19 protein-coding genes, 1 pseudogene and 1 other annotated feature are annotated in these 24,371 nt (G+C 39.9%); of the genes and pseudogenes, 17 read left to right on the top strand and 3 right to left on the bottom strand.

Translation table 11 applies throughout. The features are described from left to right. Positions 1-8 precede the first annotated feature (8 nt). The 14 genes from ftsW to LG372_RS00830 all read left to right on the top strand — a co-directional run bounded on the left by ftsW (position 9) and on the right by LG372_RS00830 (position 14,970). The gene (gene ftsW / locus LG372_RS00765) at positions 9-1,232 is read left to right on the top strand and encodes a cell division peptidoglycan polymerase FtsW (RefSeq protein WP_049510558.1); all 1,224 of its coding nucleotides are present in this window, start codon (positions 9-11) and stop codon (positions 1,230-1,232) included. Between the two features lie 24 nt (positions 1,233-1,256). Beyond that, positions 1,257-3,953: a phosphoenolpyruvate carboxylase gene (ppc, locus tag LG372_RS00770; protein WP_225741873.1), complete on the top strand. Its 2,697-nt coding sequence runs from the start codon at positions 1,257-1,259 to the stop codon at positions 3,951-3,953. Positions 3,954-4,049: 96 nt separating this feature from the next. Next, positions 4,050-4,267: a binding site (T-box leader), on the top strand. A gap of 264 nt (positions 4,268-4,531) precedes the next feature. Further along, entirely contained in the window at positions 4,532-5,527 is a 996-nt protein-coding gene (trpX, locus tag LG372_RS00775) for a tryptophan ABC transporter substrate-binding protein (RefSeq protein WP_225741874.1), read from the top strand. 75 nt (positions 5,528-5,602) lie between these two features. Next, positions 5,603-6,469 (top strand): ABC transporter permease, encoded by an 867-nt coding sequence (locus LG372_RS00780; protein WP_225741875.1) that lies wholly within the window; start codon positions 5,603-5,605, stop codon positions 6,467-6,469. Then, positions 6,466-7,224, top strand: coding sequence for an ABC transporter ATP-binding protein (locus tag LG372_RS00785; RefSeq protein WP_225741876.1), 759 nt, complete (start codon positions 6,466-6,468; stop codon positions 7,222-7,224). Before LG372_RS00780 ends, LG372_RS00785 begins: the two co-directional genes overlap by 4 nt. An 89-nt stretch (positions 7,225-7,313) precedes the next feature. Beyond that, positions 7,314-9,074 (top strand): DNA primase, encoded by a 1,761-nt coding sequence (dnaG, locus tag LG372_RS00790; RefSeq protein ID WP_225741877.1) that lies wholly within the window; start codon positions 7,314-7,316, stop codon positions 9,072-9,074. A 2-nt stretch (positions 9,075-9,076) separates the two neighbouring features. Continuing rightward, the gene (gene rpoD, locus LG372_RS00795) at positions 9,077-10,186 is read left to right on the top strand and encodes an RNA polymerase sigma factor RpoD (RefSeq protein WP_004259586.1); all 1,110 of its coding nucleotides are present in this window, start codon (positions 9,077-9,079) and stop codon (positions 10,184-10,186) included. Positions 10,187-10,200: 14 nt separating this feature from the next. Then, entirely contained in the window at positions 10,201-10,530 is a 330-nt protein-coding gene (locus LG372_RS00800) for a metal-sulfur cluster assembly factor (protein ID WP_000331929.1), read from the top strand. Between the two features lie 114 nt (positions 10,531-10,644). Then, positions 10,645-11,688 carry an alpha-galactosylglucosyldiacylglycerol synthase gene (gene cpoA, locus LG372_RS00805; protein ID WP_225741878.1) on the top strand — a complete coding sequence of 348 codons (1,044 nt, stop codon included), beginning with the start codon at positions 10,645-10,647 and terminating at the stop codon, positions 11,686-11,688. Positions 11,689-11,703: 15 nt separating this feature from the next. Further along, positions 11,704-13,029, top strand: a complete 1,326-nt coding sequence (locus tag LG372_RS00810) for a glycosyltransferase family 4 protein (RefSeq protein ID WP_225741879.1) — start codon at positions 11,704-11,706, stop codon at positions 13,027-13,029. 29 nt (positions 13,030-13,058) lie between these two features. After that, positions 13,059-13,235 (top strand): PspC domain-containing protein, encoded by a 177-nt coding sequence (locus LG372_RS00815; protein WP_125409905.1) that lies wholly within the window; start codon positions 13,059-13,061, stop codon positions 13,233-13,235. A 58-nt stretch (positions 13,236-13,293) separates the two neighbouring features. Next, entirely contained in the window at positions 13,294-13,428 is a 135-nt protein-coding gene (locus LG372_RS00820) for a DUF4044 domain-containing protein (RefSeq protein ID WP_000863852.1), read from the top strand. A gap of 63 nt (positions 13,429-13,491) precedes the next feature. After that, a complete protein-coding gene (obgE, locus tag LG372_RS00825) occupies positions 13,492-14,802 on the top strand; it encodes a GTPase ObgE (protein WP_033683526.1) in 1,311 nt (436 codons plus the stop codon). Positions 14,803-14,811: 9 nt separating this feature from the next. Further along, entirely contained in the window at positions 14,812-14,970 is a 159-nt protein-coding gene (locus tag LG372_RS00830) for a hypothetical protein (protein WP_084887835.1), read from the top strand. Between the two features lie 45 nt (positions 14,971-15,015). Here LG372_RS00830 and LG372_RS00835 read toward each other — a convergent pair whose 3' ends face one another. The 3 genes and pseudogenes from LG372_RS00835 to LG372_RS00840 all read right to left on the bottom strand — a co-directional run bounded on the left by LG372_RS00835 (position 15,016) and on the right by LG372_RS00840 (position 18,241). After that, positions 15,016-15,486 carry an arginine repressor gene (locus LG372_RS00835; protein WP_033683528.1) on the bottom strand — a complete coding sequence of 157 codons (471 nt, stop codon included), beginning with the start codon at positions 15,484-15,486 and terminating at the stop codon, positions 15,016-15,018. Further along, positions 15,479-15,784: pseudogene (locus tag LG372_RS09780) on the bottom strand (Xaa-Pro dipeptidyl-peptidase); the annotation flags it as partial. The gene LG372_RS00835 and the pseudogene LG372_RS09780, both read right to left, overlap by 8 nt. Before the next feature lie 174 nt (positions 15,785-15,958). Then, positions 15,959-18,241 carry a Xaa-Pro dipeptidyl-peptidase gene (locus tag LG372_RS00840; protein WP_225741880.1) on the bottom strand — a complete coding sequence of 761 codons (2,283 nt, stop codon included), beginning with the start codon at positions 18,239-18,241 and terminating at the stop codon, positions 15,959-15,961. Between the two features lie 288 nt (positions 18,242-18,529). On the opposite strand from LG372_RS00840, the gene LG372_RS00845 reads away from it, so the two are divergent. The 3 genes from LG372_RS00845 to pyk all read left to right on the top strand — a co-directional run bounded on the left by LG372_RS00845 (position 18,530) and on the right by pyk (position 24,282). Continuing rightward, positions 18,530-21,631: a DNA polymerase III subunit alpha gene (locus LG372_RS00845; RefSeq protein WP_225741881.1), complete on the top strand. Its 3,102-nt coding sequence runs from the start codon at positions 18,530-18,532 to the stop codon at positions 21,629-21,631. An 81-nt stretch (positions 21,632-21,712) separates the two neighbouring features. After that, entirely contained in the window at positions 21,713-22,720 is a 1,008-nt protein-coding gene (gene pfkA, locus LG372_RS00850) for a 6-phosphofructokinase (RefSeq protein WP_049491779.1), read from the top strand. Between the two features lie 56 nt (positions 22,721-22,776). After that, positions 22,777-24,282 (top strand): pyruvate kinase, encoded by a 1,506-nt coding sequence (gene pyk / locus LG372_RS00855; RefSeq protein WP_049491777.1) that lies wholly within the window; start codon positions 22,777-22,779, stop codon positions 24,280-24,282. Positions 24,283-24,371 lie beyond the last annotated feature (89 nt).

Consider the following 24,371-nt stretch of genomic DNA (forward strand, 5'->3'; position numbering starts at 1 on the left):
GTGATACTATGAAGATTAGTAAGAGGCACCTGTTAAACTATTCTATTCTAGTTCCTTACTTACTTTTATCTATTTTGGGCTTGATTGTAGTTTATTCTACAACCAGTGCCATTCTTATCGAAGAAGGTAAAAGTGCCCTCCAATTGGTTCGAAGTCAGGGAATGTTTTGGATACTTAGTTTAATATTGATTGCCTTGATATATAAGCTGAAACTGAATTTTTTAAGAAAAGAACGACTGCTATTTATTATTATGTTTGTTGAGCTGATTCTTTTGGCTCTGGCTCGCTTAATTGGTACGCCAGTCAATGGAGCCTATGGTTGGATTTCAGTAGGACCTTTGACCATTCAGCCAGCTGAGTATTTGAAGATTATCATCGTCTGGTACTTGGCCCAACGTTTCTCAAAACAACAGGATGAAATTGGGATTTACGATTTTCAAGTTTTAACTCAAAATCAATGGATTCCTCGTGCTTTTAATGATTGGCGCTTCGTCCTACTAGTAATGATAGGAAGTTTAGCTATTTTCCCAGATTTGGGGAATGCGACCATCCTAGCTCTGGTCGCCTTGATTATGTATACAGTTAGTGGAATTGCTCATCGTTGGTTTATAGCCTTTATCGGTGTATTATTTGGAGTTTCAGCCCTATCCTTATCAGCTATTTCTATGATCGGGGTTGATAAGTTTTCAAAAGTTCCAGTATTTGGTTACGTTGCTAAGCGTTTCAGTGCCTACTTTAATCCCTTTGCCGATTTGGCAGGGTCAGGCCACCAACTTGCAAATTCCTACTTTGCCATGGTAAATGGTGGGTGGTTTGGTCTAGGCTTAGGAAATTCAATCGAAAAACGTGGTTATTTACCAGAGGCCCATACAGACTTTGTATTTTCAATTGTTATTGAAGAGTTTGGATTTGTGGGAGCCAGCTTGATTTTAGCACTTGTCTTTTTCCTGATTTTACGAATTATCCTAGTCGGTATTCGTGCTAAGAATCCCTTTAATTCCATGATGGCGATTGGGGTTGGGGGGATGATGCTGGTACAGGTATTTGTCAATATCGGTGGAATTTCTGGCATTATTCCTTCGACAGGAGTAACCTTCCCCTTCTTATCACAAGGAGGGAACAGTCTCCTAGTCTTGTCTGTAGCCATTGCTTTTGTCTTAAATATTGATGCAAGTGAAAAACGTGCCCAATTATATGAGGAGTTAGAAACTCACTCATCAAACTATATGTAGAGTTGATAGTGGAAAGGATTACCTATGTCTCTTCAAAAATTAGAAAACTATAGTAATAAAGCTGTCGTGCAAGAAGAAGTATTGATTTTAACAGAATTGTTAGAAGATATCACTAAAAATATGCTTGCCCCAGAGACTTTTGCAAAAATCATGGAGTTGAAAGAATTATCAACTCAAGAAGATTATCAAGGCTTGAACCAACTGGTTACTAGTCTGACAAATGATGAAATGGCATATATTTCACGCTATTTCTCTATCTTGCCTCTTTTGATTAATATTTCAGAAGACGTGGATTTGGCCTATGAAATCAACCATCAAAATAACATCGATCAAGATTATCTTGGGAAATTATCAGCAACGATCAAAATGGTTGCAGAAAAAGAAAATGCGGTTGAAATTCTAGAACATTTGAATGTTGTCCCTGTTTTGACTGCCCATCCAACACAAGTACAACGTAAGAGTATGTTGGATTTGACAAACCATATCCATACCCTTTTGCGTAAGTACCGTGATGTGAAATTAGGCTTGATTAATAAGGAAAAATGGCATAATGATCTCCGTCGTTACATTGAGATTATCATGCAAACAGACATGATTCGTGAAAAGAAATTGAAAGTAACCAATGAAATCACGAATGTTATGGAATACTACAATAGTTCATTCCTGAAGGCAGTTCCTCATTTGACTGCTGAGTACAAACGTCTGGCTAAAAAACATGGCTTGGAGTTGAAACATCCAAAACCAATTACCATGGGTATGTGGATTGGTGGAGACCGTGATGGGAATCCTTTTGTTACAGCAGATACCTTGAAACAATCTGCTATGACTCAGTGTGAAGTCATCATGAACTACTATGATGAAAAAATTTACCAACTTTATCGTGAGTTCTCTCTCTCAACCAGTATTGTCAATGTGAGCAAGCAAGTCAGAGAAATGGCTCGTCAGTCTAAGGATAATTCTATTTATCGTGAAAAAGAGCTATACCGTCGTGCCTTGTTTGATATTCAATCAAAAATCCAAGCGACAAAAGCTTATTTGATTGAGGATAAGGAAGTTGGAGCTCGCTATGAAACAGCTAATGATTTTTATAAGGATTTAATTACCATTCGTGATTCCCTCTTGGAAAACAAGGGTGAAGCACTGATTTCTGGTGATTTTGTTGAGCTGATTCAGGCAGTTGAAATTTTTGGCTTTTATTTGGCATCTATTGACATGCGTCAAGATTCTAGTGTTCATGAAGCTTGTGTGGCCGAACTCTTGAAATCAGCAGGTATTCATTCTCATTATAGCGAACTCAGTGAAGAAGAAAAATGCCAGCTTCTTTTGAAAGAATTGGAAGAAGATCCACGTATTCTTTCTGCCACTCACGTTGAAAAATCAGAGTTACTTGAAAAAGAATTAGCAATCTTTAAGGCTGCTCGTAAGTTGAAAGATAAGTTGGGAGATGATGTCATTCGTCAGACTATTATTTCACATGCAACCAGCGTATCAGACATGTTGGAATTGGCTATCTTGCTAAAAGAAGTAGGGTTAGTTGATAAAGAAAGAGCCCGTGTCCAAATTGTTCCTCTCTTTGAAACAATTGAGGATTTGGACCACTCAGAAGAAACCATGAGAGAATATCTTTCTCTTCCTCTGGCCAAGAAATGGATTGCTTCACGCAATAACTATCAAGAAATCATGTTGGGCTACTCTGACAGTAATAAAGATGGTGGTTACCTATCATCATGTTGGACCCTCTACAAGGCTCAACAACAATTGACTGCTATCGGAGATGAATTTGGCGTTAAGGTTACCTTCTTCCACGGCCGTGGTGGGACTGTCGGTCGTGGTGGTGGACCAACCTATGAAGCCATCACCTCTCAGCCTCTCAAGTCTATCAAGGATCGTATCCGCTTGACGGAGCAGGGTGAAGTAATTGGCAATAAATATGGTAACAAAGACGCAGCTTACTATAACCTTGAAATGTTGGTTTCGGCGGCCATTAACCGTATGATTACTCAGAAGAAGAGCGATACCAACACCTCAAATCGTTACGAAGCTATTATGGACCAAGTGGTGGACCGTAGTTACGATATCTACCGTGATTTGGTCTTTGGTAATGATCATTTCTATGATTATTTCTTCGAGTCAAGTCCAATCAAGGCAATTTCAAGCTTTAATATTGGTTCTCGTCCAGCCGCTCGTAAGACTATTACTGAAATCGGTGGTTTGCGAGCTATCCCTTGGGTATTCTCATGGTCGCAAAGTCGCGTCATGTTCCCTGGCTGGTATGGGGTTGGTTCAAGCTTCAAGGAATTTATCGATAAAAATCCAGAGAATATCGCTATCTTACGAGATATGTACCAAAACTGGCCTTTCTTCCAATCGCTTCTTTCAAATGTTGATATGGTCTTGTCAAAATCAAATATGAATATTGCTTTTGAATATGCCAAACTTTGTGAAGATGAAGAAGTAAAAGCAATCTATGAGACTATTTTAAACGAATGGCAAGTTACCAAGGAAGTCATCTTGGCTATTGAAGGATATGATGAACTCTTGGCTGAAAATCCATATCTAAAAGCAAGTTTGGATTATCGTATGCCTTACTTTAATATCCTTAACTATATCCAGTTGGAGTTGATTAAACGTCAACGCCGAGGAGAATTATCTAGCGACCAAGAAAAATTAATCCATACAACCATCAACGGAATTGCGACAGGATTGCGTAATTCGGGCTGATGTCTTTCAAACTTCCTCTTTTCTATAGGGGAAGTTTTTGAATCTTTCAAAAAAATGCTAAAAGAGTCTTGACAAGTAGTTGAAAAATGATATAATTTAACCATTCAGAAAAGTAATCATTCAAACTTTTTAGAGAGTCTGTGGTAGCTGAAAACAGATAAGTGATGATGATGAAAATTGGGCTGAATGTTATTTAGAATTTGAAATCATAAAAATTCGGTGAGCACACCTTACAGTGCATCTCGTTATTGCGAGACAGAGCGATAGGGAAATTCCCTATAATTGAGGTGGTACCGCGCATCGACGTCCTCACACAAGTTTTTTGTGTGAGGACTTTTTTGATGGAGGTTAGTATGGAAAGAAAACGATGGCGTCGCTTGTTTATACTCAATGAAAATCAAAAAGCAAACTAGGAAGCTAGTCGCAAGCTGCTCAAAACACTGTTTTGAGGTTGTGGATAGAACTGACAGAGTCAGTATCATATACCTACGGTAAGGCGACGCTGACGTGGTTTGAAGAGATTTTCGAAGAGTATTAGATAAGTGAAGTATTTTAAAGGAATAAAAAGGAGAAATAGAATGAAAAATAAACGTTTAATTGGAATTATCGCTGCATTAGCAGTCTTAGTAGCAGGAAGCTTAATTTACTCTTCAATGAATAAACCAGAAGCTAAGAATGAGAAGAAAGTTGCCAAAGTTGGTGTTCTTCAGTTTGTTAGCCATCCATCTCTTGATTTGATTTATAAAGGGATTCAAGATGGCCTTGCAGAAGAAGGTTATAAAGATGACCAAGTTAAAATCGATTTTATGAACTCAGAAGGTGATCAAAGTAAGGTTGCGACAATGAGTAAACAACTGGTCGCAAATGGGAATGACCTTGTGGTTGGTATTGCGACACCAGCTGCTCAAGGTTTGGCTAGTGCCACAAAAGACCTACCGGTTATCATGGCTGCTATTACAGACCCAATTGGTGCTAACTTGGTCAAAGATTTGAAAAAACCAGGTGGCAACATTACAGGGGTGTCTGACCACAATCCAGCTCAACAACAAGTTGAACTCATTAAGGCTCTTACACCAAATGTAAAAACAATCGGAGCTCTTTACTCAAGTAGCGAAGACAATTCAAAAACACAGGTTGAAGAATTTAAGACTTATGCTGAAAAAGCAGGTTTGACTGTAGAAACATTTGCTGTTCCTTCAACAAATGAAATTGCTTCAACAGTTAACGTTATGACTAGCAAGGTTGATGCTATCTGGGTTCCAATCGATAATACAATTGCTTCAGCCTTCTCAACTGTTGTATCAAGCAACCAATCAGCTAAAAAACCAATCTATCCAAGCGCGACTGCCATGGTAGAAGCAGGTGGCTTGGCATCAGTTGTAGTTGACCAACACGACCTTGGTGTGGCAACAGGTAAAATGATTGCTCAAGTTTTGAAAGGTGCAAAACCAGCTGATACTCCAGTCAATGTCTTTTCAACTGGTAAGTCAGTGATTAATAAAAAATTGGCACAAGAATTAGGTATTACTATTCCTGAATCTGTTCTTAAAGAAGCAGGACAAGTAATTGAATAATCTGTAATGGAGGAGTTGGGGACATCTCCTCCAATTTTTTACAAAAGAAATCGTATAGAAAAGGTTAAGAAGCAGATGATATTATCTATTATTTCTCAAGGATTTGTCTGGGCTATTTTAGGTCTGGGAATCTTTATGACATTTAGGATTTTGAACTTTCCAGATATGACGACAGAAGGTTCCTTCCCTCTTGGGGGAGCTGTTGCTGTCACTTTGATAACCAAAGGCGTGAACCCATTTTTAGCGACACTTGTTGCTGTAGGAGCAGGTTGTTTGGCTGGAATGGCAGCAGGACTTCTTTATACAAAAGGGAAGATCCCAACTTTGCTCTCAGGGATTTTGGTGATGACTTCCTGTCACTCTATCATGCTCTTGATTATGGGACGTGCAAACTTAGGACTGCTTGGAACTAAGCAAATTCAGGATGTTTTCCCTTTTGATTCAGACTTGAACCAACTCTTGACAGGTCTCATCTTTGTGAGTATTGTTATTGCTCTCATGCTTTTTTTCTTGGACACTAAACTCGGACAAGCCTATATTGCTACAGGTGACAATCCTGATATGGCTAGAAGTTTCGGGATTCATACTGGACGCATGGAGCTCATGGGATTGGTCTTATCAAATGGTGTAATTGCCCTTGCAGGTGCTCTCATTGCTCAGCAAGAAGGGTATGCTGATGTGTCTCGAGGAATCGGGGTTATCGTTGTAGGTCTTGCAAGTTTGATTATTGGAGAAGTTATCTTCAAGAGTTTGAGCTTGGCAGAGCGTCTGGTTGCCATCGTTGTAGGTTCTATCGCTTATCAATTCTTAGTGTGGGCAGTTATTGCGCTTGGCTTTAATACAAGTTACCTTCGTTTGTACAGCGCTGTGATTTTAGCAGTCTGCCTCATGATTCCAACATTTAAGCAAACAATCTTGAAAGGAGCCAAGTTAAGCAAATGACAGCAATTGTAGAATTAAAAAATGCAACCAAAGTCGTTAAAAATGGCTTTGATGAAGAAAAGATTATTTTAAATGATGTTTCCTTAGAAATTTTTGAACAGGACTTTATCACGATTTTAGGTGGAAATGGTGCTGGGAAATCGACTCTCTTTAACACTATTGCAGGAACTTTATTACTAACCAGTGGAACTATCCGTATTTTAGGTGAGGATGTTACTAAGTTTTCACCAGAGAAGCGCGCTAAATATCTGTCTCGTGTCTTCCAAGATCCCAAGATGGGGACAGCTCCTCGTATGACAGTGGCAGAGAATCTCTTGATTGCCAAGTTTCGTGGTGAAAAGCGTGGACTGTTTCCGAGACGTCTGGCTAGCTATAAGGATGAATTTCAGTCAACCATTGAAAAAGTGGGAAACGGTCTTGAGAAACACTTGAATACACCGATTGAGTTCTTATCAGGTGGACAAAGACAGGCTTTGAGTCTCTTGATGGCAACCTTGAAGCGTCCTGAATTACTCTTGTTAGACGAGCATACTGCAGCCCTTGATCCAAAGACCAGTGTGGCTTTGATGGAATTGACAGATGAATTTGTCAAGAAAGATCAGCTGACAGCGCTTATGATTACCCATCATATGGAAGATGCATTCAAATATGGTAATCGTTTAATTGTCATGAAAGAAGGACGAATTATCCAAGATTTGAAACAAGAAGAAAAAGCAAAAATGAAAATCTCTGATTATTATCAGCTCTTTGAATAAACTAGGGAAAATGAGTGAAATGGTTTACTTTTTTTCTGAAATAAAGTATACTATATAAAGTAAACTATGATAACATGGAGGTATTGTGTATGGTTGACAAACAAGTCATTGAAGAAATCAAAAACAATGCCAACATTGTGGAAGTCATAGGAGATGTGATTTCTTTACAAAAGGCAGGACGGAACTATCTAGGGCTCTGTCCTTTTCATGGTGAAAAAACACCTTCTTTCAACGTTGTTGAGGATAAGCAGTTTTACCACTGTTTTGGTTGTGGTCGCTCAGGTGATGTCTTTAAGTTCATAGAGGAGTACCAAGGGGTTCCCTTTATGGAGGCTGTCCAAATCTTAGGTCAGCGTGTTGGGATTGAGGTTGAAAAGCCGCTTTATAGTGAACAGAAGCCAGTTTCGCCTCACCAAGCTCTTTATGATATGCACGAAGATGCTGCCAAATTTTACCATGCTATTCTCATGACAACGACTATGGGAGAAGAGGCCAGAAATTACCTTTATCAGCGTGGTTTGACAGATGAAGTGCTCAAACATTTTCGGATTGGTTTAGCACCTCCAGAACGCAACTATCTTTATCAACGTTTGTCTGGTCAGTATCGTGAAGAGGAGTTCTTGGATTCAGGACTGTTTTATCTCTCGGATGCCAATCAATTTGTAGACACCTTTCACAATCGTATTATGTTTCCCCTGACAAATGACCAAGGAAAGGTTATTGCCTTCTCAGGTCGTATCTGGCAGAAAACGGATTCACAAACTTCTAAGTATAAAAATAGCCGATCGACTGCAATTTTTAACAAAAGTTACGAATTATATCATATGGATAGGGCAAAAAAATCTTCTGGCAAAACCAGTGAGATTTACCTGATGGAAGGATTCATGGATGTCATTGCAGCCTATCGGGCTGGAATCGAAAATGCTGTCGCATCAATGGGAACAGCCTTGAGTCGTGAGCATGTTGATCATCTGAAAAGGCTAACCAAGAAGTTGGTTCTTGTTTACGATGGCGATAAGGCTGGGCAAGCTGCGACATTGAAAGCGTTGGACGAAATTGGTGATATGCCTGTGCAAATCGTCAGCATGCCTGATAACTTGGATCCAGATGAATATCTACAAAAAAATGGTCCAGAAGACTTGGCCTATCTATTAACGAAAACTCGTATTAGTCCGATTGAGTTTTACATTTACCAGTATAAACCTGAAAATAGTGAAAATCTGCAGGCTCAGATTGAGTTTATTGAAAAAATAGCTCCCTTGATTATTCAAGAAAAGTCTATCACTGCTCAAAACAGTTATATTCATATTTTAGCTGACAGTCTGGTCTCCTTTGATTATGCCCAGATTGAGCAGATTGTTAATGAGAGTCGACAGGCACAAAGGCAGAATCGCATGGAAGGAATTTCCAGACCGATGCCGATTACTATGCCTGTCACCAAGCAGTTATCGGCTATTATGAGGGCAGAAGCCCATCTACTTTATCGAATGATGGAATCTCCCCTTATTTTGAATGATTACCGTTTGCGAGAAGACTTTGCCTTTGACACACCTGAATTTCAGGTCTTATATGACTTGCTTGGTCAGTATGGCAATCTTCCTCCAGAAGTTTTATCAGAGCAGACAGAGGAAGTTGAAAGAGCTTGGTACCAAGTCTTAGCTCAGGATTTACCTGCTGAGATGTCACCGCAGGAACTTAGTGAAGTAGAGATGACTCGAAACAAGGCTCTCTTGAATCAGGACAATATGAGAATCAAAAAGAAGGTGCAGGAAGCTAGCCATGTAGGAGATACCGATACAGCCCTAGAAGAATTGGAACGTTTAATTTCCCAAAAGAGAAGAATGGAGTAATAATGGCAACAAAACAAAAAGAAGTAACAACATTTGACGTACAAGTAGCAGAATTTATCCGTAATCATAAACAAAAAGGGACAGCAACAGATGATGAAATCAATGCTAGTCTAGTTATTCCTTTTACCTTGGACGCTGATGGGATTGAAGATCTCTTGCAACGGATTCAAGATGCAGGAATTTCTATCACAGATAACGAAGGAAATCCAAGTGCGCGTGTTCTTAGTGCAGAAGAAGAGCCAGAACTCAGTGACGAGGACTTGATTGGTTCAACTTCGGCTAAGGTTAATGACCCTGTCCGTATGTACTTGAAAGAAATCGGGGTTGTACCTCTCTTGACCAACGAAGAGGAAAAAGAATTGGCACTGGCTGTTGAAGCTGGTGATATCGAAGCCAAACAACGTCTTGCGGAAGCCAACCTTCGTTTGGTTGTTTCTATTGCCAAACGCTATGTCGGCCGTGGTATGCAGTTCCTTGACTTGATTCAAGAAGGGAACATGGGCTTGATGAAGGCGGTTGACAAGTTTGACTATTCTAAAGGATTCAAGTTTTCAACTTATGCAACTTGGTGGATTCGTCAAGCAATCACTCGTGCTATTGCGGATCAAGCTCGTACCATCCGTATTCCAGTCCACATGGTTGAAACCATCAATAAATTGGTTCGCGAACAACGTAATCTCCTTCAAGAATTGGGACAAGATCCAACACCTGAGCAAATCGCCGAACGTATGGATATGACTCCTGACAAGGTTCGTGAAATCTTGAAGATCGCACAGGAGCCGGTATCTCTTGAAACACCGATCGGTGAAGAGGATGATAGCCATCTTGGGGACTTTATCGAAGACGAAGTGATTGAAAATCCAGTGGACTACACAACTCGTATCGTCTTGCGTGAGCAGTTGGATGAGGTCTTGGATACTCTTACAGACCGTGAAGAAAATGTTCTACGTTTGCGTTTTGGACTAGATGATGGGAAAATGCGCACCCTTGAAGATGTGGGGAAAGTCTTTAACGTAACCCGTGAGCGTATCCGTCAGATTGAGGCTAAAGCATTGAGAAAACTACGCCAACCAAGTCGCAGCAAACCGCTTCGTGATTTTATTGAAGACTAAGAGTGAGGATAAATATGGCTTATACAGAAGAGCAAATTGAAAACATCAAAACACGCATTTTAACAGCCTTGGAAGAAGTTATCGACCCTGAGTTGGGAATCGATATTGTCAATCTTGGTTTGATTTATGAGATTCGTTTTGACGGAGACACAGGGCAAACAGAGATTGATATGACTTTGACAACTATGGGTTGTCCCCTGGCAGATCTTTTGACAGACCAGATTTATGATGCTATGACCGAGGTGCCCGAAGTGACTGATACTGAGGTCAAATTAGTCTGGTATCCAGCCTGGACAGTTGAAAAAATGAGTCGCTATGCCCGCATTGCCCTAGGCATTAAGTAAACATATAAAAGTATGTGAGAGATTATTGGAAAAGCAAGGAAATTTCCCCTCTTTTCCTCTAGTCTCTCCTTTCTTTTGCTGATTTTATTCAAAGAAAATGATATAATAGTAGTTATGGAAAAAAAGAAATTACGCATCAATATGTTGAGTTCAAGTGAGAAAGTAGCAGGACAAGGAGTTTCAGGTGCCTACCGTGAATTAGTTCGTCTTCTTCACCGTGATGCTAAGGACCAATTGATTGTTACAGAAAATCTACCAATTGAGGCAGATGTAACTCACTTTCATACGATTGATTTCCCCTATTATTTATCTACATTCCAAAAGAAACGCTCAGGAAGGAAAATTGGCTATGTGCATTTCTTGCCTGATACACTTGAGGGGAGTTTGAAAATTCCATTTTTCTTAAAGGGAATTGTGAAACGCTATGTATTTTCTTTTTACAACCGGATGGAGCATTTGGTGGTGGTCAATCCTATGTTTATCGAGGATTTGGTGGCAGCTGGTATTCCACGTGAAAAAGTGACCTATATTCCTAACTTTGTAAACAAGGAAAAATGGCATCCCCTTCCACAAGAAGAGGTAGCGAGACTGCGAACAGATTTAGGTCTTAGTGAAAATCAGTTTATCGTAGTAGGTGCTGGGCAAGTTCAGAAACGTAAAGGGATTGATGACTTTATCTGTCTGGCTGAGGAATTGCCTCAGATTACCTTTATCTGGGCTGGTGGTTTCTCTTTTGGTGGTATGACAGATGGTTATGAACGCTACAAGAAAATGATGGATAATCCACCCAAAAATTTGATGTTTCCAGGTATTGTGCCGCCAGAACGGATGCGCGAATTGTATGCCCTAGCGGATCTTTTCTTGTTGCCTAGTTACAATGAGCTCTTTCCTATGACGATTTTAGAGGCTGCTAGTTGTGAGGCTCCTATCATGTTACGTGATTTGGATCTTTATAAGGTGATTTTAGAGGGAAATTATCGGGCAACAGCAGATAGAGAAGAGATGAAAGAAGCTATTTTGGAATATCAAGCAAATCCTGCTGCCTTAAAAGAACTCAAAGAAAAAGCTAAGAATATTTCTAGGGAGTATTCAGAAGAGCATCTGTTACAAATCTGGTTGGACTTTTATGAGAAACAAGCCGCTTTAGGGAGAAAGTAAAAAGTGAGGTAATCTATGCGAATTGGTTTATTTACAGATACCTATTTTCCTCAGGTTTCAGGTGTTGCGACCAGTATTCGAACCTTGAAAACCGAACTTGAAAAACAGGGACATGCTGTTTTTATCTTTACGACGACAGATAAGGATGTCAATCGTTATGAAGATTGGCAAATTATCCGCATTCCAAGTGTTCCTTTTTTTGCTTTTAAAGATCGTCGCTTTGCCTATCGAGGTTTTAGCAAGGCACTTGAAATTGCCAAGCAGTATCAGCTGGATATTATCCATACTCAGACAGAATTTTCTCTTGGCTTGTTGGGGATTTGGATTGCGCGTGAATTGAAGATTCCAGTCATCCATACCTATCACACCCAATACGAAGACTACGTGCATTATATTGCTAAGGGAATGTTGATTCGTCCTAGTATGGTCAAGTATCTGGTCAGAGGTTTCCTGCATGATGTGGATGGGGTTATTTGCCCGAGTGAGATTGTCCGTGACTTGCTATCTGACTATAAGGTCAAGGTTGAAAAGCGGGTCATTCCTACTGGGATTGAATTAGCTAAGTTTGAGCGTCCAGAAATCAAGCAGGAAAATTTGAAAGAACTGCGTAGTAAATTAGGGATTCAAGATGATGAACAGATGTTGCTGAGTCTTTCCAGAATTTCCTATGAAAAAAATATTCAAGCAGTTTTAGCAGCTTTTGCAGAAGTTCTGAAAGAAGAAGACAAGGTTAAACTGGTGGTAGCTGGAGATGGTCCTTATCTGAATGACCTCAAAGAGCAAGCACAGAAACTAGAGATTCAAGACTCCGTTGTCTTTACAGGGATGATTGCTCCTAGTGAGACAGCTCTTTACTATAAGGCAGCAGATTTCTTCATCTCGGCTTCGACAAGTGAAACGCAAGGGTTGACATACTTGGAAAGCTTAGCCAGTGGAACACTTGTCATTGCACATGGAAATCCTTATCTGGACAACCTGATCAGTGATAAAATGTTTGGAACCTTGTATTACGGTGAACATGATTTGGCTGGAGCTATTTTAGAAGCTCTGATTGCAACGCCAGATATGAATGAGCATACCTTATCAGCGAAATTGTACGAGATTTCAGCCGAGAATTTTGGGAAACGAGTGCATGAATTTTATCTGGATGCTATTATTTCAAATAATTTCCAGAAAGATTTAGCTAAAGATGATACGGTTAGTCAGCGTATCTTTAAGACAGTTTTGTATCTACCACAACAGGTGGTTGCTGTGCCGGTAAAAGGCTCTAGACGCATGCTGAAGGCTTCAAAAACACAATTAATCAGCATGAGAGACTATTGGACAGACCATGAAGAATAGAAAGAGGATAAGCTATGAATAAACGATTAATGAGAAGCGGTCGTGACCAAAAGATTGCTGGTGTTTGTGCTGGAGTGGCCCATTATCTTGATATGGATCCTACTATTGTTCGCGTAATATGGGGTGTCCTTGCTTTCTGTTACGGAGTTGGAATTGTAGCCTATATCATTTTATGGATAATTGCACCTGTAGCAAGTGACTATTGAAAACTAGCTGAATTCATGCTAAGATAATAGAAAATAGAATGTAACGAAGGAGAGAAAAATGGCATTTGGAGATAATGGAAAACGTAAAAAAACGATGTTTGAGAAATTAACCTTGCTTATCGTACTTATCATGCTAGTAGCAAGTATTTTGGGTATTTTTGCAACTGCAATTGGTGCCCTCAGTAATCTATAAAATAGATTCAAGAAAATTTTGTGACTGGGATTTCCCAGCCCTTTTTTAAAGTGAGAAGAAAAAATGAGTATGTTTTTAGATACAGCCAAGATCAAGGTCAAGGCTGGTAATGGTGGCGATGGTATGGTTGCCTTTCGCCGTGAAAAATATGTCCCTAATGGTGGTCCTTGGGGTGGTGATGGTGGTCGTGGAGGTAATGTGGTCTTCGTTGTAGACGAAGGGCTACGTACCTTGATGGATTTCCGCTATAACCGTCATTTCAAGGCTGATTCTGGTGAAAAAGGAATGACCAAAGGGATGCATGGTCGTGGTGCTGAAGACCTAAGAGTTCGAGTGCCACAAGGTACGACTGTGCGTGATGCCGAGACAGGCAAGGTCTTGACAGATTTGATTGAACACGGTCAAGAATTTATCGTTGCCCACGGTGGTCGTGGTGGTCGTGGAAATATCCGCTTTGCGACACCAAAAAATCCTGCACCTGAAATCTCTGAAAATGGAGAACCAGGTCAGGAGCGTGAGTTACAATTGGAACTAAAAATCTTGGCAGACGTCGGTTTAGTAGGATTCCCATCTGTAGGGAAATCAACACTTTTAAGTGTAATCACCTCAGCTAAACCTAAAATTGGTGCCTATCATTTTACGACCATTGTGCCAAATTTAGGTATGGTTCGTACCCAATCAGGTGAATCCTTTGCAGTAGCAGACTTGCCAGGTTTGATTGAAGGGGCTAGTCAGGGTGTTGGTCTAGGAACCCAGTTCCTCCGTCACATCGAGCGTACACGTGTCATCCTTCATATCATTGATATGTCAGCTAGTGAAGGCCGTGATCCTTATGAGGACTACCTAGCTATCAATAAGGAGTTGGAGTCATACAATCTTCGTCTCATGGAGCGCCCACAGATTATCGTAGCCAATAAGATGGACATGCCTGAGAGTCAGGAAAATCTTGAAGAATTCAAGAAAAAATTGGCTGAAAACTACGATGAATTTGAAGAGTTACCAGCAATCTTCCCAATTTCTGGTTTGACAAAGCAAGGTCTGGCAACGCTCTTGGATGCTACAGCTGAATTGTTAGACAAGACACCAGAATTCTTACTCTACGACGAGTCAGATATGGAAGAAGAAGCTTACTACGGCTTTGACGAGGAAGAAAAAGCCTTTGAAATTAGTCGTGATGACGATGCGACATGGATACTTTCTGGTGAAAAACTCATGAAACTCTTTAATATGACCAACTTTGATCGTGACGAATCTGTTATGAAATTTGCCCGTCAATTACGTGGTATGGGGGTTGATGAAGCCCTACGTGCGCGTGGAGCTAAAGATGGCGATTTGGTCCGCATTGGTAAATTTGAGTTTGAATTTGTAGATTAGGAGACTGATATGGGAGATAAACCGATATCTTTCCGAGATGCGGATGGCAATTTCGTTTCCGCCGCAGACCTTTGGAATGAAAAGAAATTGGAAGAACTATTTAATCGTCTCAATCCAAACCGTGCCCTGAGGTTGGCACGAACGAAAAAAGAAAATCCATCACAGTAAAGAAGATAAAAAATTCCGTGCCTTAACATCAGACACGGAGTTTTTTTATTCACCAAAAAAGAATGGTGGTGTGAATTTTTTCAATTCTTCAAAACAACTTTGTGCAGCCTCTGCATCTTCACAGATGACCAGACAGACATCGTCCCCACAGAGCGTAGCGATAGCGTCAGGAAAGCTCAATGCATCAATAATAGAACCAAATGATTGAGCCAGACCAGGAAGAGTTTTCAAAAGTACTTGATGTTGAACAGGACGCATCAGTACAAGAGCATCCTCCATATAAGTCTCCAAGCGTTTTTCCCATTTTGAGATAGAACCAGTATTGAGTACGTAGTAAGAATTATCTTCTTCACGTATTTTTGAGAGATTCATTGTTTTGATGTCACGGGAAAGAGTTGCCTGAGTAACTTGAATGTCGTTATCGGCAAGAAGAGCTTGTAACTCAGCTTGAGTATGAATTTTGTTTTTGCTTACAAGTGCTCGTATGAGTTGGTGGCGGTGTTCAGATTTATTCATAAAATTTACTCCTTGTACAAAGTACAGAAAGCGTGGACTGATCGAAATCGTCAGTCGAGTGGTAAGCGGTATTGTCACGTATGATGATTTCAAAGTCAGTAGTATAAAGAACTAGATGGAGAGCATCTCCCTCTTTTAACTTGTCACTTGTTGGGTGCAGATGAATTGGCTGTCTATCCCTTCATCAGCATGGTTGTTCTCTACTAACAGTGAATCATTCAATTTTGGTAGCATTTGTCACGGCTTGTTGTGAATTTATTCTAAATGTCAATTCACAGAGATTGACCAACATGTGGTGTGGTAGCGAGTATTATTAATGAGTACACATGTTGGTTTTTGGGGTTAGTATCTTTTGTACAAGCTCCCGTTATGGGATTATCATAAGCCCTTCTTTGAGAGTGGATTTGATACCAAGTTTATGTTTTGTTAGACTGTTCAAGTGGAAATTTTTCCATACTGAATCTCTGTTATATTATACCTTTTGACAAGGTAGGATAAGACTAGACTGTTCAAGATCAACAGTCAGGTGGTAAGCAGTATTGTCACGAATTGTGATTTCAAAGTCAGTAGTATAGAGGACTAAACGAAGAGTATCTCCTTCTTTTAACTTGTAAATAGTTGGTTGCAATTCAAATTGGATATCCATCCATTCATCTGCAGTAATATCCTCTACTAACAGTAAATCATTTCTATTTTGCAAATTGAGATAGCCTTTTGTCACGACGCGTTGTGCATTTTCACGAAAAGACAATTCGTTAAGATTTTCCAACATGTGGTAGCGACCGTTGTCAATGGTTCTAGCACTTAAAACAGCTGGATAAGGTTGTAGGTATTTCTTCTGTCCAAATTCTAGCAGTTGGGCAGAAAAGAGACCCTTATTTGTACTGGATTTGATACGAAGATTGAGCCGTGCACGACCGTTCAGGTGGAGATCTTTGGTAACAGGAAGGTCAATAGTAATTTGATTGACTTTCCCTTGATAGAGTTCTGTATTGAAGGTCTGGTAAGTCTTACCATAACGCTCAAAATCCTCATCTGAGTACTGGTTTTGAATAAACTGCTCTTCTTGACCAAGTGAGAAGGTTTCAAAGTTTTCTGGCCCACCGAAGTTATCAAGTGATAACCAAGTCTGAGGAGCTGTATTGTCCTGCCAGATGACAGTAGGAAGTTGGAAATCTGTTTCCTGTCCCAGTAATTTCTTAGTCAATAAGGCATTCATGGACTCACGGAAGTCAATAGACTGCCAGTTGTTCATGTACACATGGGCGCCATTGTGGAAAAAGAGATGCTTGTTTATGTGAGCAGGAAGGGCATGAAACATCTGGTAAACATGAAGCGGTTTGACATTCCAATCCTGAGAACCATGAGTAAAGACAACCTCTGCCTTTACCTTATGGGCATTGAGCAGATAATTGCGGTCATGCCAAAACTGATTGTAGTCGCCAGATTTGCGATCCAGTTGCTCTTTTACCTTTTCCAAATCAGCTTGGTGAGCTTCATTGCCACGGATATAGTCACCAGCCAAGAGATTACGAGAGTAGGTTAGTTCAGCAAGGGAGTCAAAGTCCTCACCTGGATAACCACCTGGGCTAGTTACTAGACCGTTTTCACGGTAGTAGTTGTACCACGAAGAAATACCAGCCTCGGCAATGATAACCTCTAAACCATCTACACCTGTAGTCGCTAGACCATTGGACATGGTACCTAGATAGGAAAGTCCAGTTGTGGCAACTTTTCCGTTTGACCAGTCAGCCTTGACTTGACGCTGGCGCGTATGGTCAGTAAAGGCACGGCAGCGACCATTGAGCCAGTCAATGACATTTTTATAAGCCTCTATTTGCTGGTAGTCCCCGTTAGTCATGAAACCTGTAGAGTCTTTGGTACCGACACCTGAGACATAAAGATTGGCAAAACCTCGTGGAAGGAAGTAGTCGTTGAGAGTATAGCTAGCGTTGATGTGCGTTAGCTTTTCCTCAGCTTCTGACACAAGCTCAGCTTGACCTTGAGGTTGGACGAGATTTAGTTGAGGTTCCTCTAACTCAATCTTGTGAGCAGGTTTTACCTCGAGTTCGCCCTCCATCTTGTAAAGTGCTTTGTCACTAGCTTTATCATTGGTTCCCTGATGATAGGGACTGGCAGTCATGATAGCAGGGATTTGTCCATCAAAACGTGGACGAATAATGCTGACCTTGACTAAGTCTGGTAGACCTTTTTGGTCAGTATCGACACAAGACTCAACGTAAACGACTTCTCGAATGGCATCATGGCTAGAAAAAGTAGCCAAACTCTTGCCGTTAAAGTAGTGATAGTCATTATCCTCAGTAATAAGACCATCACTGACAAGTTGGTCGATAAGAGTGTTTCCCTTTTTAGTGCGAGTATTGAGTAAGTGATAGAGATTTTCAATCAAGTCACCATATACAATGGGAAAACCAGTCTCTTTACGAAAAACATCACTATCTTCAAAGTCAATCAAATAAGAAAAGCCTAGAAGTTGAAAGACTACAGTGTAGAAAATATCCGCAGTCAACTCTTTGTCTGACTGAAAAAAAGTCAGTAAGTCGGTTTCTTGGTCAACTGCTAAACTGGATAGGGGATAGGAGCTATCTTTGTAATTAAAAAAGAAACGAATAAGAAACGCTTCAAGCATTTTTTTATTTGTGATGTTGACTGGTAAATCAAATCCATACTTTTTTAATTCAAAGATAATTGTATCTCTAGGTAGCGCTAAATAGCTGAATTGATTAAAACGCATAAGACCTCCTATTTATGAAATATATTACAGTTATTATATCAAAAAATAGAGAGAAAATAAACTATAAAAATTAACATAAATTATAATAAATAAAAATGAGTATTTATGAAAAAAACTTGTAAAATGATAAGCCTAAATACAAAAATATTAGTGGTACTGTTGGAAATCATCCAAGGATTGTCTAATTAACTATGATTTGAGCTATTAGATATTAAAGCATCAGTAATAGTAATAGAAATTTTAAGAAAATGGTATAATATAGTGAGAACGATAGAGGAGAAGTGTAAATTGATCGCACAACTAGATACAAAAACAGTCTATAGTTTTATGGAGAGTGTCATTTCGATTGACAAGTATGTGAGAGCAGCAAAAGACTATGGCTACACTCATCTGGCTATGATGGATATTGACAATCTTTATGGGGCTTTCGACTTTCTAGAGGTTACAAAAAAATACGGCATTCATCCTTTGTTAGGGCTTGAAATGAATGTGATTGTAGATGATAAGGATGTGAATCTGCGCTTTTTAGCTTTATCTAGTGTGGGCTATCAGCAGTTGATGAAACTTTCAACAGCCAAGATGCAGGGGGAGAAAAGTTGGTCAGTTCTATCTCAGTATCTAGAGGATATTGTGGTAATTGTGCCTTATTTTGAAGAGCTTGAGTTGTTAAATCTAGGCTGTGATTACTATATAGGGGTTTACCCAGAAACACTGGCCAGCGAATTTCACCATCCTATTTTACCATTGTATCGGGTCAATACATTTGAAAGTAAGGATAGAGAAGTTCTTCAAGTATTAACAGCGATTAAAGAAAATCTACCGCTCAGAGAAGTCCCTTTGCGTTCGAAACAAGATGTTTTTATATCAGCAAGTTCTTTAGAGAAACTATTCCAAGAACGTTTTCCGCAAGCCTTGGACAATTTAGAAAAGCTTATTTCAGGCATCTCTTATGACTTGGATACTAGTCTGAAATTGCCTCGCTTTAATCCAGCTAGACCAGCAGTAGAAGAGTTGAGAGAACGTGCTGAATTGGGGCTTGCTCAGAAGGGGTTAACTGGTAAAGAATATCAAGACCGTCTAGACCAAGAATTGGCTGTTATTCATGATATGGGCTTTGATGATTATTTCTTGGTTGTCTGGGATTTGTTGCGTTTTGGACGTTCGAATGGCTATTATATGGGAATGGGACGGGGTTCCGCAGTTGGTAGCTTGGTTTCCTATGCTCTAGACATTACAGGGATTGACCCAGTAGAGAAAAATCTGATTTTTGAACGTTTCCTCAATCGTGAACGCTATACCATGCCTGATATTGATATTGATATTCCTGATATTTATCGTCCAGATTTTATCAGATATGTTGGTAATAAATATGGTAGTAAACATGCGGCTCAAATCGTTACTTTTTCTACCTTTGGGGCTAAGCAAGCTCTTCGAGATGTCTTGAAGCGCTTTGGTGTGCCAGAGTATGAATTATCTGCAATTACCAAGAAAATCAGTTTTCGTGATAATCTCAAGTCGGCCTATGAGGGTAACCTCCAGTTTCGTCAGCAAATTAATAGTAAGTTAGAATACCAAAAAGCCTTTGAAATTGCCTGCAAGATAGAGGGCTATCCAAGACAAACCTCTGTCCATGCGGCTGGTGTTGTGATCAGTGACCAAGATTTGACCAATTACATCCCTCTAAAACATGGTGACGAAATTCCACTGACTCAATATGATGCTCATGGAGTCGAAGCAAGTGGACTTTTGAAGATGGATTTTCTGGGACTAAGAAATTTGACCTTTGTCCAGAAAATGCAAGAGTTGCTTGCTGAAACAGAAGGTATTCATATAAAAATAGAAGAAATTGATTTGGAAGACAAAGAAACGTTAGCTCTTTTTGCTTCTGGTAATACAAAAGGTATCTTTCAATTTGAACAACCTGGTGCTATTCGCCTGCTCAAACGTGTGCAACCAGTCTGTTTTGAAGATGTTGTAGCAACTACTTCCCTAAATCGACCAGGTGCTAGTGATTATATCAATAATTTTGTAGCTAGAAAACATGGGCAGGAAGAAGTGACTGTTCTAGATTCAGCTCTGGAGGATATTTTGGCTCCAACTTATGGCATTATGCTCTATCAGGAGCAGGTTATGCAGGTTGCTCAGCGATTTGCTGGATTTAGTCTTGGTAAGGCCGATATTTTGCGTCGAGCTATGGGGAAAAAGGATGCCACTGCTATGCATGAGATGAGGACTTCCTTTATTCAAGGTTCCATAGAAGCTGGTCATACTGTGGAAAAAGCAGAGCAGGTTTTTGATGTTATGGAGAAGTTTGCAGGTTATGGATTTAATAGATCTCACGCCTATGCCTACTCAGCCTTGGCCTTCCAGTTGGCTTATTTTAAAACACATTATCCAGCCATCTTTTATCAGATTATGTTAAATTCTGCTAACAGTGATTATGTAACAGATGCCTTAGAAGCAGGTTTTGAAGTAGCCCCATTGTCCATCAATACTATTCCCTATCACGATAAAATTGCCAATAAGTCTATCTATCTAGGTTTGAAATCGATTAAGGGGATCAGCAAGGATTTGGCGCTTTGGATTATTGAAAATAGACCCTATTCTAACATCGAAGTTTTTTTAGCTAAACTACCTGAGAATTATCTGAAACTTCCTCTGCTAGAACCTTTGGTAAAAGTTGGTCTTTTCGATTCATTTGAAAAAAATCGCCAAAAAGTATTTAATAATTTAGGTAATCTATTTGAATTTGTGAAAGAGTTAGGAAGCTTGTTCGGTGATACGATATATAGTTGGCAGGAATCGGAAGATTGGACAGAACAAGAAAAATTCTATATGGAACAAGAGCTTCTAGGGGTAGGAGTTAGCAAACATCCCTTACAAGCTATTGCAAGTAAGGCTATCTACCCAATTACACCAATCGGAAATTTGTCAGAAAATAGTCACGCCATTATATTGGTTGAAATTCAGAAAATAAAAGTAATTCGTACCAAAAAGGGTGAAAATATGGCCTTTTTACAGGTGGATGATAGTAAGAAAAAAATAGATGTTACCCTCTTTTCAGATTTATATAAACAGGTTGGACAAGAAGTAAGAGAGGGAGCTTTCTACTATATTAAAGGGAAAGTCCAGTCACGTGACGGTCGTCTGCAAATGATTGCACAAGAAATAAGAGAAGCAGTGGCTGAGCGCTTTTGGATTCAGGTGAAAAATCATGATTCAGATCAAGAAATTTCGAGAATTTTAGATCAATATAAAGGCCCAATCCCAGTCATTATCAGGTATGAAGAGGAACAGAGAACGATTGTTTCTCCCAATCATTTTGTAGCTAAATCCACTGAATTAGAAGCGAAATTAGGTGGAATCGTTATGAAAACGATTTATCGCTAAAATTACGGAAAATAGAAGAATTTTCCAATTAAATGTGATATAATCAGTAAGAATGTTAAAAGAAAAAGGAGCATAACCAATATGAAACGTATTGCTGTTTTGACTAGTGGTGGAGACGCCCCTGGTATGAACGCTGCTATCCGTGCAGTTGTTCGTCAAGCAATTTCAGAAGGAATGGAAGTATTTGGTATCTATGATGGATATGCTGGTATGGTTGCTGGTGAAATTCATCCCCTAGATGCGGCTTCAGTAGGAGACATCATTTCTCGTGGTGGTACTTTCCTTCACTCTGCTCGTTACCCAGAGTTCGCTCAACTTGAAGGGCAACTTAAAGGGATTGAGCAATTGAAAAAACACGGAATTGAAGGTGTAGTTGTTATCGGTGGTGACGGATCTTACCACGGTGCTATGCGTTTGACTGAACATGGATTCCCAGCTATCGGTCTTCCTGGTACAATCGATAACGATATTGTTGGTACTGACTTCACAATCGGTTTTGACACAGCGGTTACTACTGCTATGGATGCTATCGATAAGATTCGTGATACATCATCAAGTCACCGTCGTACATTTGTTATCGAAGTTATGGGACGTAACGCAGGTGATATCGCTCTTTGGGCTGGTATTGCAACTGGTGCTGATGAAATCATCATTCCTGAAGAAGGATTCAAGATTGAAGATATCGTAGAAAGCATTAAATGTGGATACGAGTGTGGTAAAAAACACAATATCATCGTCTTGGCAGAAGGTGTGATGTCAGCAGCTGAATTTGGTCAAAAACTTAAAGAAGCTGGAGATACAAGCGACCTTCGTGTGACAGAACTTGGACATATTCAACGTGGTGGTTCTCCAACTGCGCGTGACCGTGTTTTGGCATCACGTATGGGTGCACATGCCGTTAAACTTCTTAAAGAAGGTATCGGTGGTGTTGCGGTTGGTATCCGTAACGAGAAAATGGTTGAAAACCCAATTCTTGGAACTGCAGAAGAAGGAGCATTGTTTAGCCTTACTGCAGATGGTAAGATTGTGGTTAACAACCCACATGAAGCTGACCTTGAGCTATCTAGCTTGAATAAGAGCTTGTCATAATTTATAATTTAGTTAATAAGACCAAAAAGGTCATATATAAAGGAGTCACAAAAATCATGAACAAACGTGTAAAAATCGTTGCAACTTTGGGACCTGCGGTAGAAATCCGCGGTGGTAAAAAATTCGGTGATGACGGATACTGGGGTGAAAAACTTGATGTTGAAGCTTCAGCTAAAAACATTGCTCAATTGATTGAAGCAGGTGCTAACACATTCCGTTTCAACTTCTCACACGGTGACCACCAAGAGCAAGGTGACCGTATGGCAACTGTTAAACTTGCTGAAAAACTTGCAGGTAAAAAAGTTGGTTTCCTTCTTGATACAAAAGGACCAGAAATCCGTACTGAATTGTTTGAAGGAGATGCAAAAGAGTACTCTTACACAACTGGTGAAAAAATCCGTGTTGCTACTAAACAAGGAATCAAATCAACTCGTGATGTGATCGCATTGAACGTTGCTGGTGCTCTTGACATCTATGATGATGTTGAAGTTGGTCGTCAAGTTTTGGTTGACGATGGTAAACTTGGTCTTCGTGTGGTTGCTAAAGATGACGCAACTCGTGAGTTTGAAGTTGAAGTTGAAAACGATGGTGTAATTGCTAAACAAAAAGGTGTTAACATCCCTAACACTAAAATTCCTTTCCCAGCTCTTGCTGAACGTGATAACGACGATATCCGCTTTGGTCTTGAACAAGGTATCAACTTCATCGCGATTTCATTCGTACGTACTGCAAAAGACGTGAACGAAGTTCGTGCAATCTGTAAAGAAACTGGAAACGGACACGTTCAATTGTTCGCTAAAATCGAAAACCAACAAGGTATCGACAACTTGGATGAAATCATCGAAGCTGCTGATGGTATCATGATCGCTCGTGGTGACATGGGTATCGAAGTACCATTCGAAATGGTTCCAGTTTACCAAAAAATGATTATCAAGAAAGTCAATGCTGCAGGTAAAGTTGTTATCACAGCAACAAACATGCTTGAAACAATGACTGAAAAACCACGTGCAACTCGTTCAGAAGTATCAGACGTATTCAACGCTGTTATCGACGGTACTGATGCTACAATGCTTTCAGGTGAGTCTGCAAACGGTAAATACCCACTTGAGTCAGTAACTACAATGGCTACAATCGACAAGAACGCTCAGACTCTTCTTAACGAATACGGTCGTTTGAACTCAGATTCATTTGAACGTAACTCTAAGACAGAAGTAATGGCTTCAGCTGTTAAAGATGCTACTAACTCAATGGATATCAAATTGGTTGTAACTCTTACTAAGACAGGTCACACTGCACGTTTGATTTCTAAATACCGTCCAAATGCTGATATCTTGGCATTGACATTTGACGAATTGACAGAACGTGGATTGATGTTGAACTGGGGTGTTATCCCAATGTTGACAGATGCTCCATCATCAACTGATGATATGTTCGAAATTGCTGAACGTAAAGCAGTTGAAGCAGGTCTTGTACAATCTGGTGACGATATCGTTATCGTAGCTGGTGTACCAGTTGGAGAAGCTGTACGTACAAACACAATGCGTATCCGTACAGTACGTTAATTAAAATGAAAAAAGCCTATCATATCAAGCTTTCTAGCCTGTATGATAGGTTTTTTTGTAGCAGGGGGCAAATAAGGGGCAAAACTTTT

Origin of the sequence: Streptococcus sp. Marseille-Q5112, from assembly GCF_916700555.1 — a bacterium.
Lineage (GTDB): Bacteria > Bacillota > Bacilli > Lactobacillales > Streptococcaceae > Streptococcus > Streptococcus symci.

Excerpts from the sequence above, each read along its gene's own strand:
- ftsW (WP_049510558.1), top strand. The coding sequence starts at position 9 with ATGAAGATTAGTAAGAGGCACCTGTTAAACTATTCTATTCTAGTTCCT.
- ppc (WP_225741873.1), top strand. The coding sequence starts at position 1,257 with ATGTCTCTTCAAAAATTAGAAAACTATAGTAATAAAGCTGTCGTGCAA.
- trpX (WP_225741874.1), top strand. The coding sequence starts at position 4,532 with ATGAAAAATAAACGTTTAATTGGAATTATCGCTGCATTAGCAGTCTTA.
- LG372_RS00780 (WP_225741875.1), top strand. The coding sequence starts at position 5,603 with ATGATATTATCTATTATTTCTCAAGGATTTGTCTGGGCTATTTTAGGT.
- LG372_RS00785 (WP_225741876.1), top strand. The coding sequence starts at position 6,466 with ATGACAGCAATTGTAGAATTAAAAAATGCAACCAAAGTCGTTAAAAAT.
- dnaG (WP_225741877.1), top strand. The coding sequence starts at position 7,314 with ATGGTTGACAAACAAGTCATTGAAGAAATCAAAAACAATGCCAACATT.
- rpoD (WP_004259586.1), top strand. The coding sequence starts at position 9,077 with ATGGCAACAAAACAAAAAGAAGTAACAACATTTGACGTACAAGTAGCA.
- LG372_RS00800 (WP_000331929.1), top strand. The coding sequence starts at position 10,201 with ATGGCTTATACAGAAGAGCAAATTGAAAACATCAAAACACGCATTTTA.
- cpoA (WP_225741878.1), top strand. The coding sequence starts at position 10,645 with ATGGAAAAAAAGAAATTACGCATCAATATGTTGAGTTCAAGTGAGAAA.
- LG372_RS00810 (WP_225741879.1), top strand. The coding sequence starts at position 11,704 with ATGCGAATTGGTTTATTTACAGATACCTATTTTCCTCAGGTTTCAGGT.
- LG372_RS00815 (WP_125409905.1), top strand. The coding sequence starts at position 13,059 with ATGAGAAGCGGTCGTGACCAAAAGATTGCTGGTGTTTGTGCTGGAGTG.
- LG372_RS00820 (WP_000863852.1), top strand. The coding sequence starts at position 13,294 with ATGGCATTTGGAGATAATGGAAAACGTAAAAAAACGATGTTTGAGAAA.
- obgE (WP_033683526.1), top strand. The coding sequence starts at position 13,492 with ATGAGTATGTTTTTAGATACAGCCAAGATCAAGGTCAAGGCTGGTAAT.
- LG372_RS00830 (WP_084887835.1), top strand. The coding sequence starts at position 14,812 with ATGGGAGATAAACCGATATCTTTCCGAGATGCGGATGGCAATTTCGTT.
- LG372_RS00835 (WP_033683528.1), bottom strand. The coding sequence starts at position 15,486 with ATGAATAAATCTGAACACCGCCACCAACTCATACGAGCACTTGTAAGC.
- LG372_RS00840 (WP_225741880.1), bottom strand. The coding sequence starts at position 18,241 with ATGCGTTTTAATCAATTCAGCTATTTAGCGCTACCTAGAGATACAATT.
- pfkA (WP_049491779.1), top strand. The coding sequence starts at position 21,713 with ATGAAACGTATTGCTGTTTTGACTAGTGGTGGAGACGCCCCTGGTATG.
- pyk (WP_049491777.1), top strand. The coding sequence starts at position 22,777 with ATGAACAAACGTGTAAAAATCGTTGCAACTTTGGGACCTGCGGTAGAA.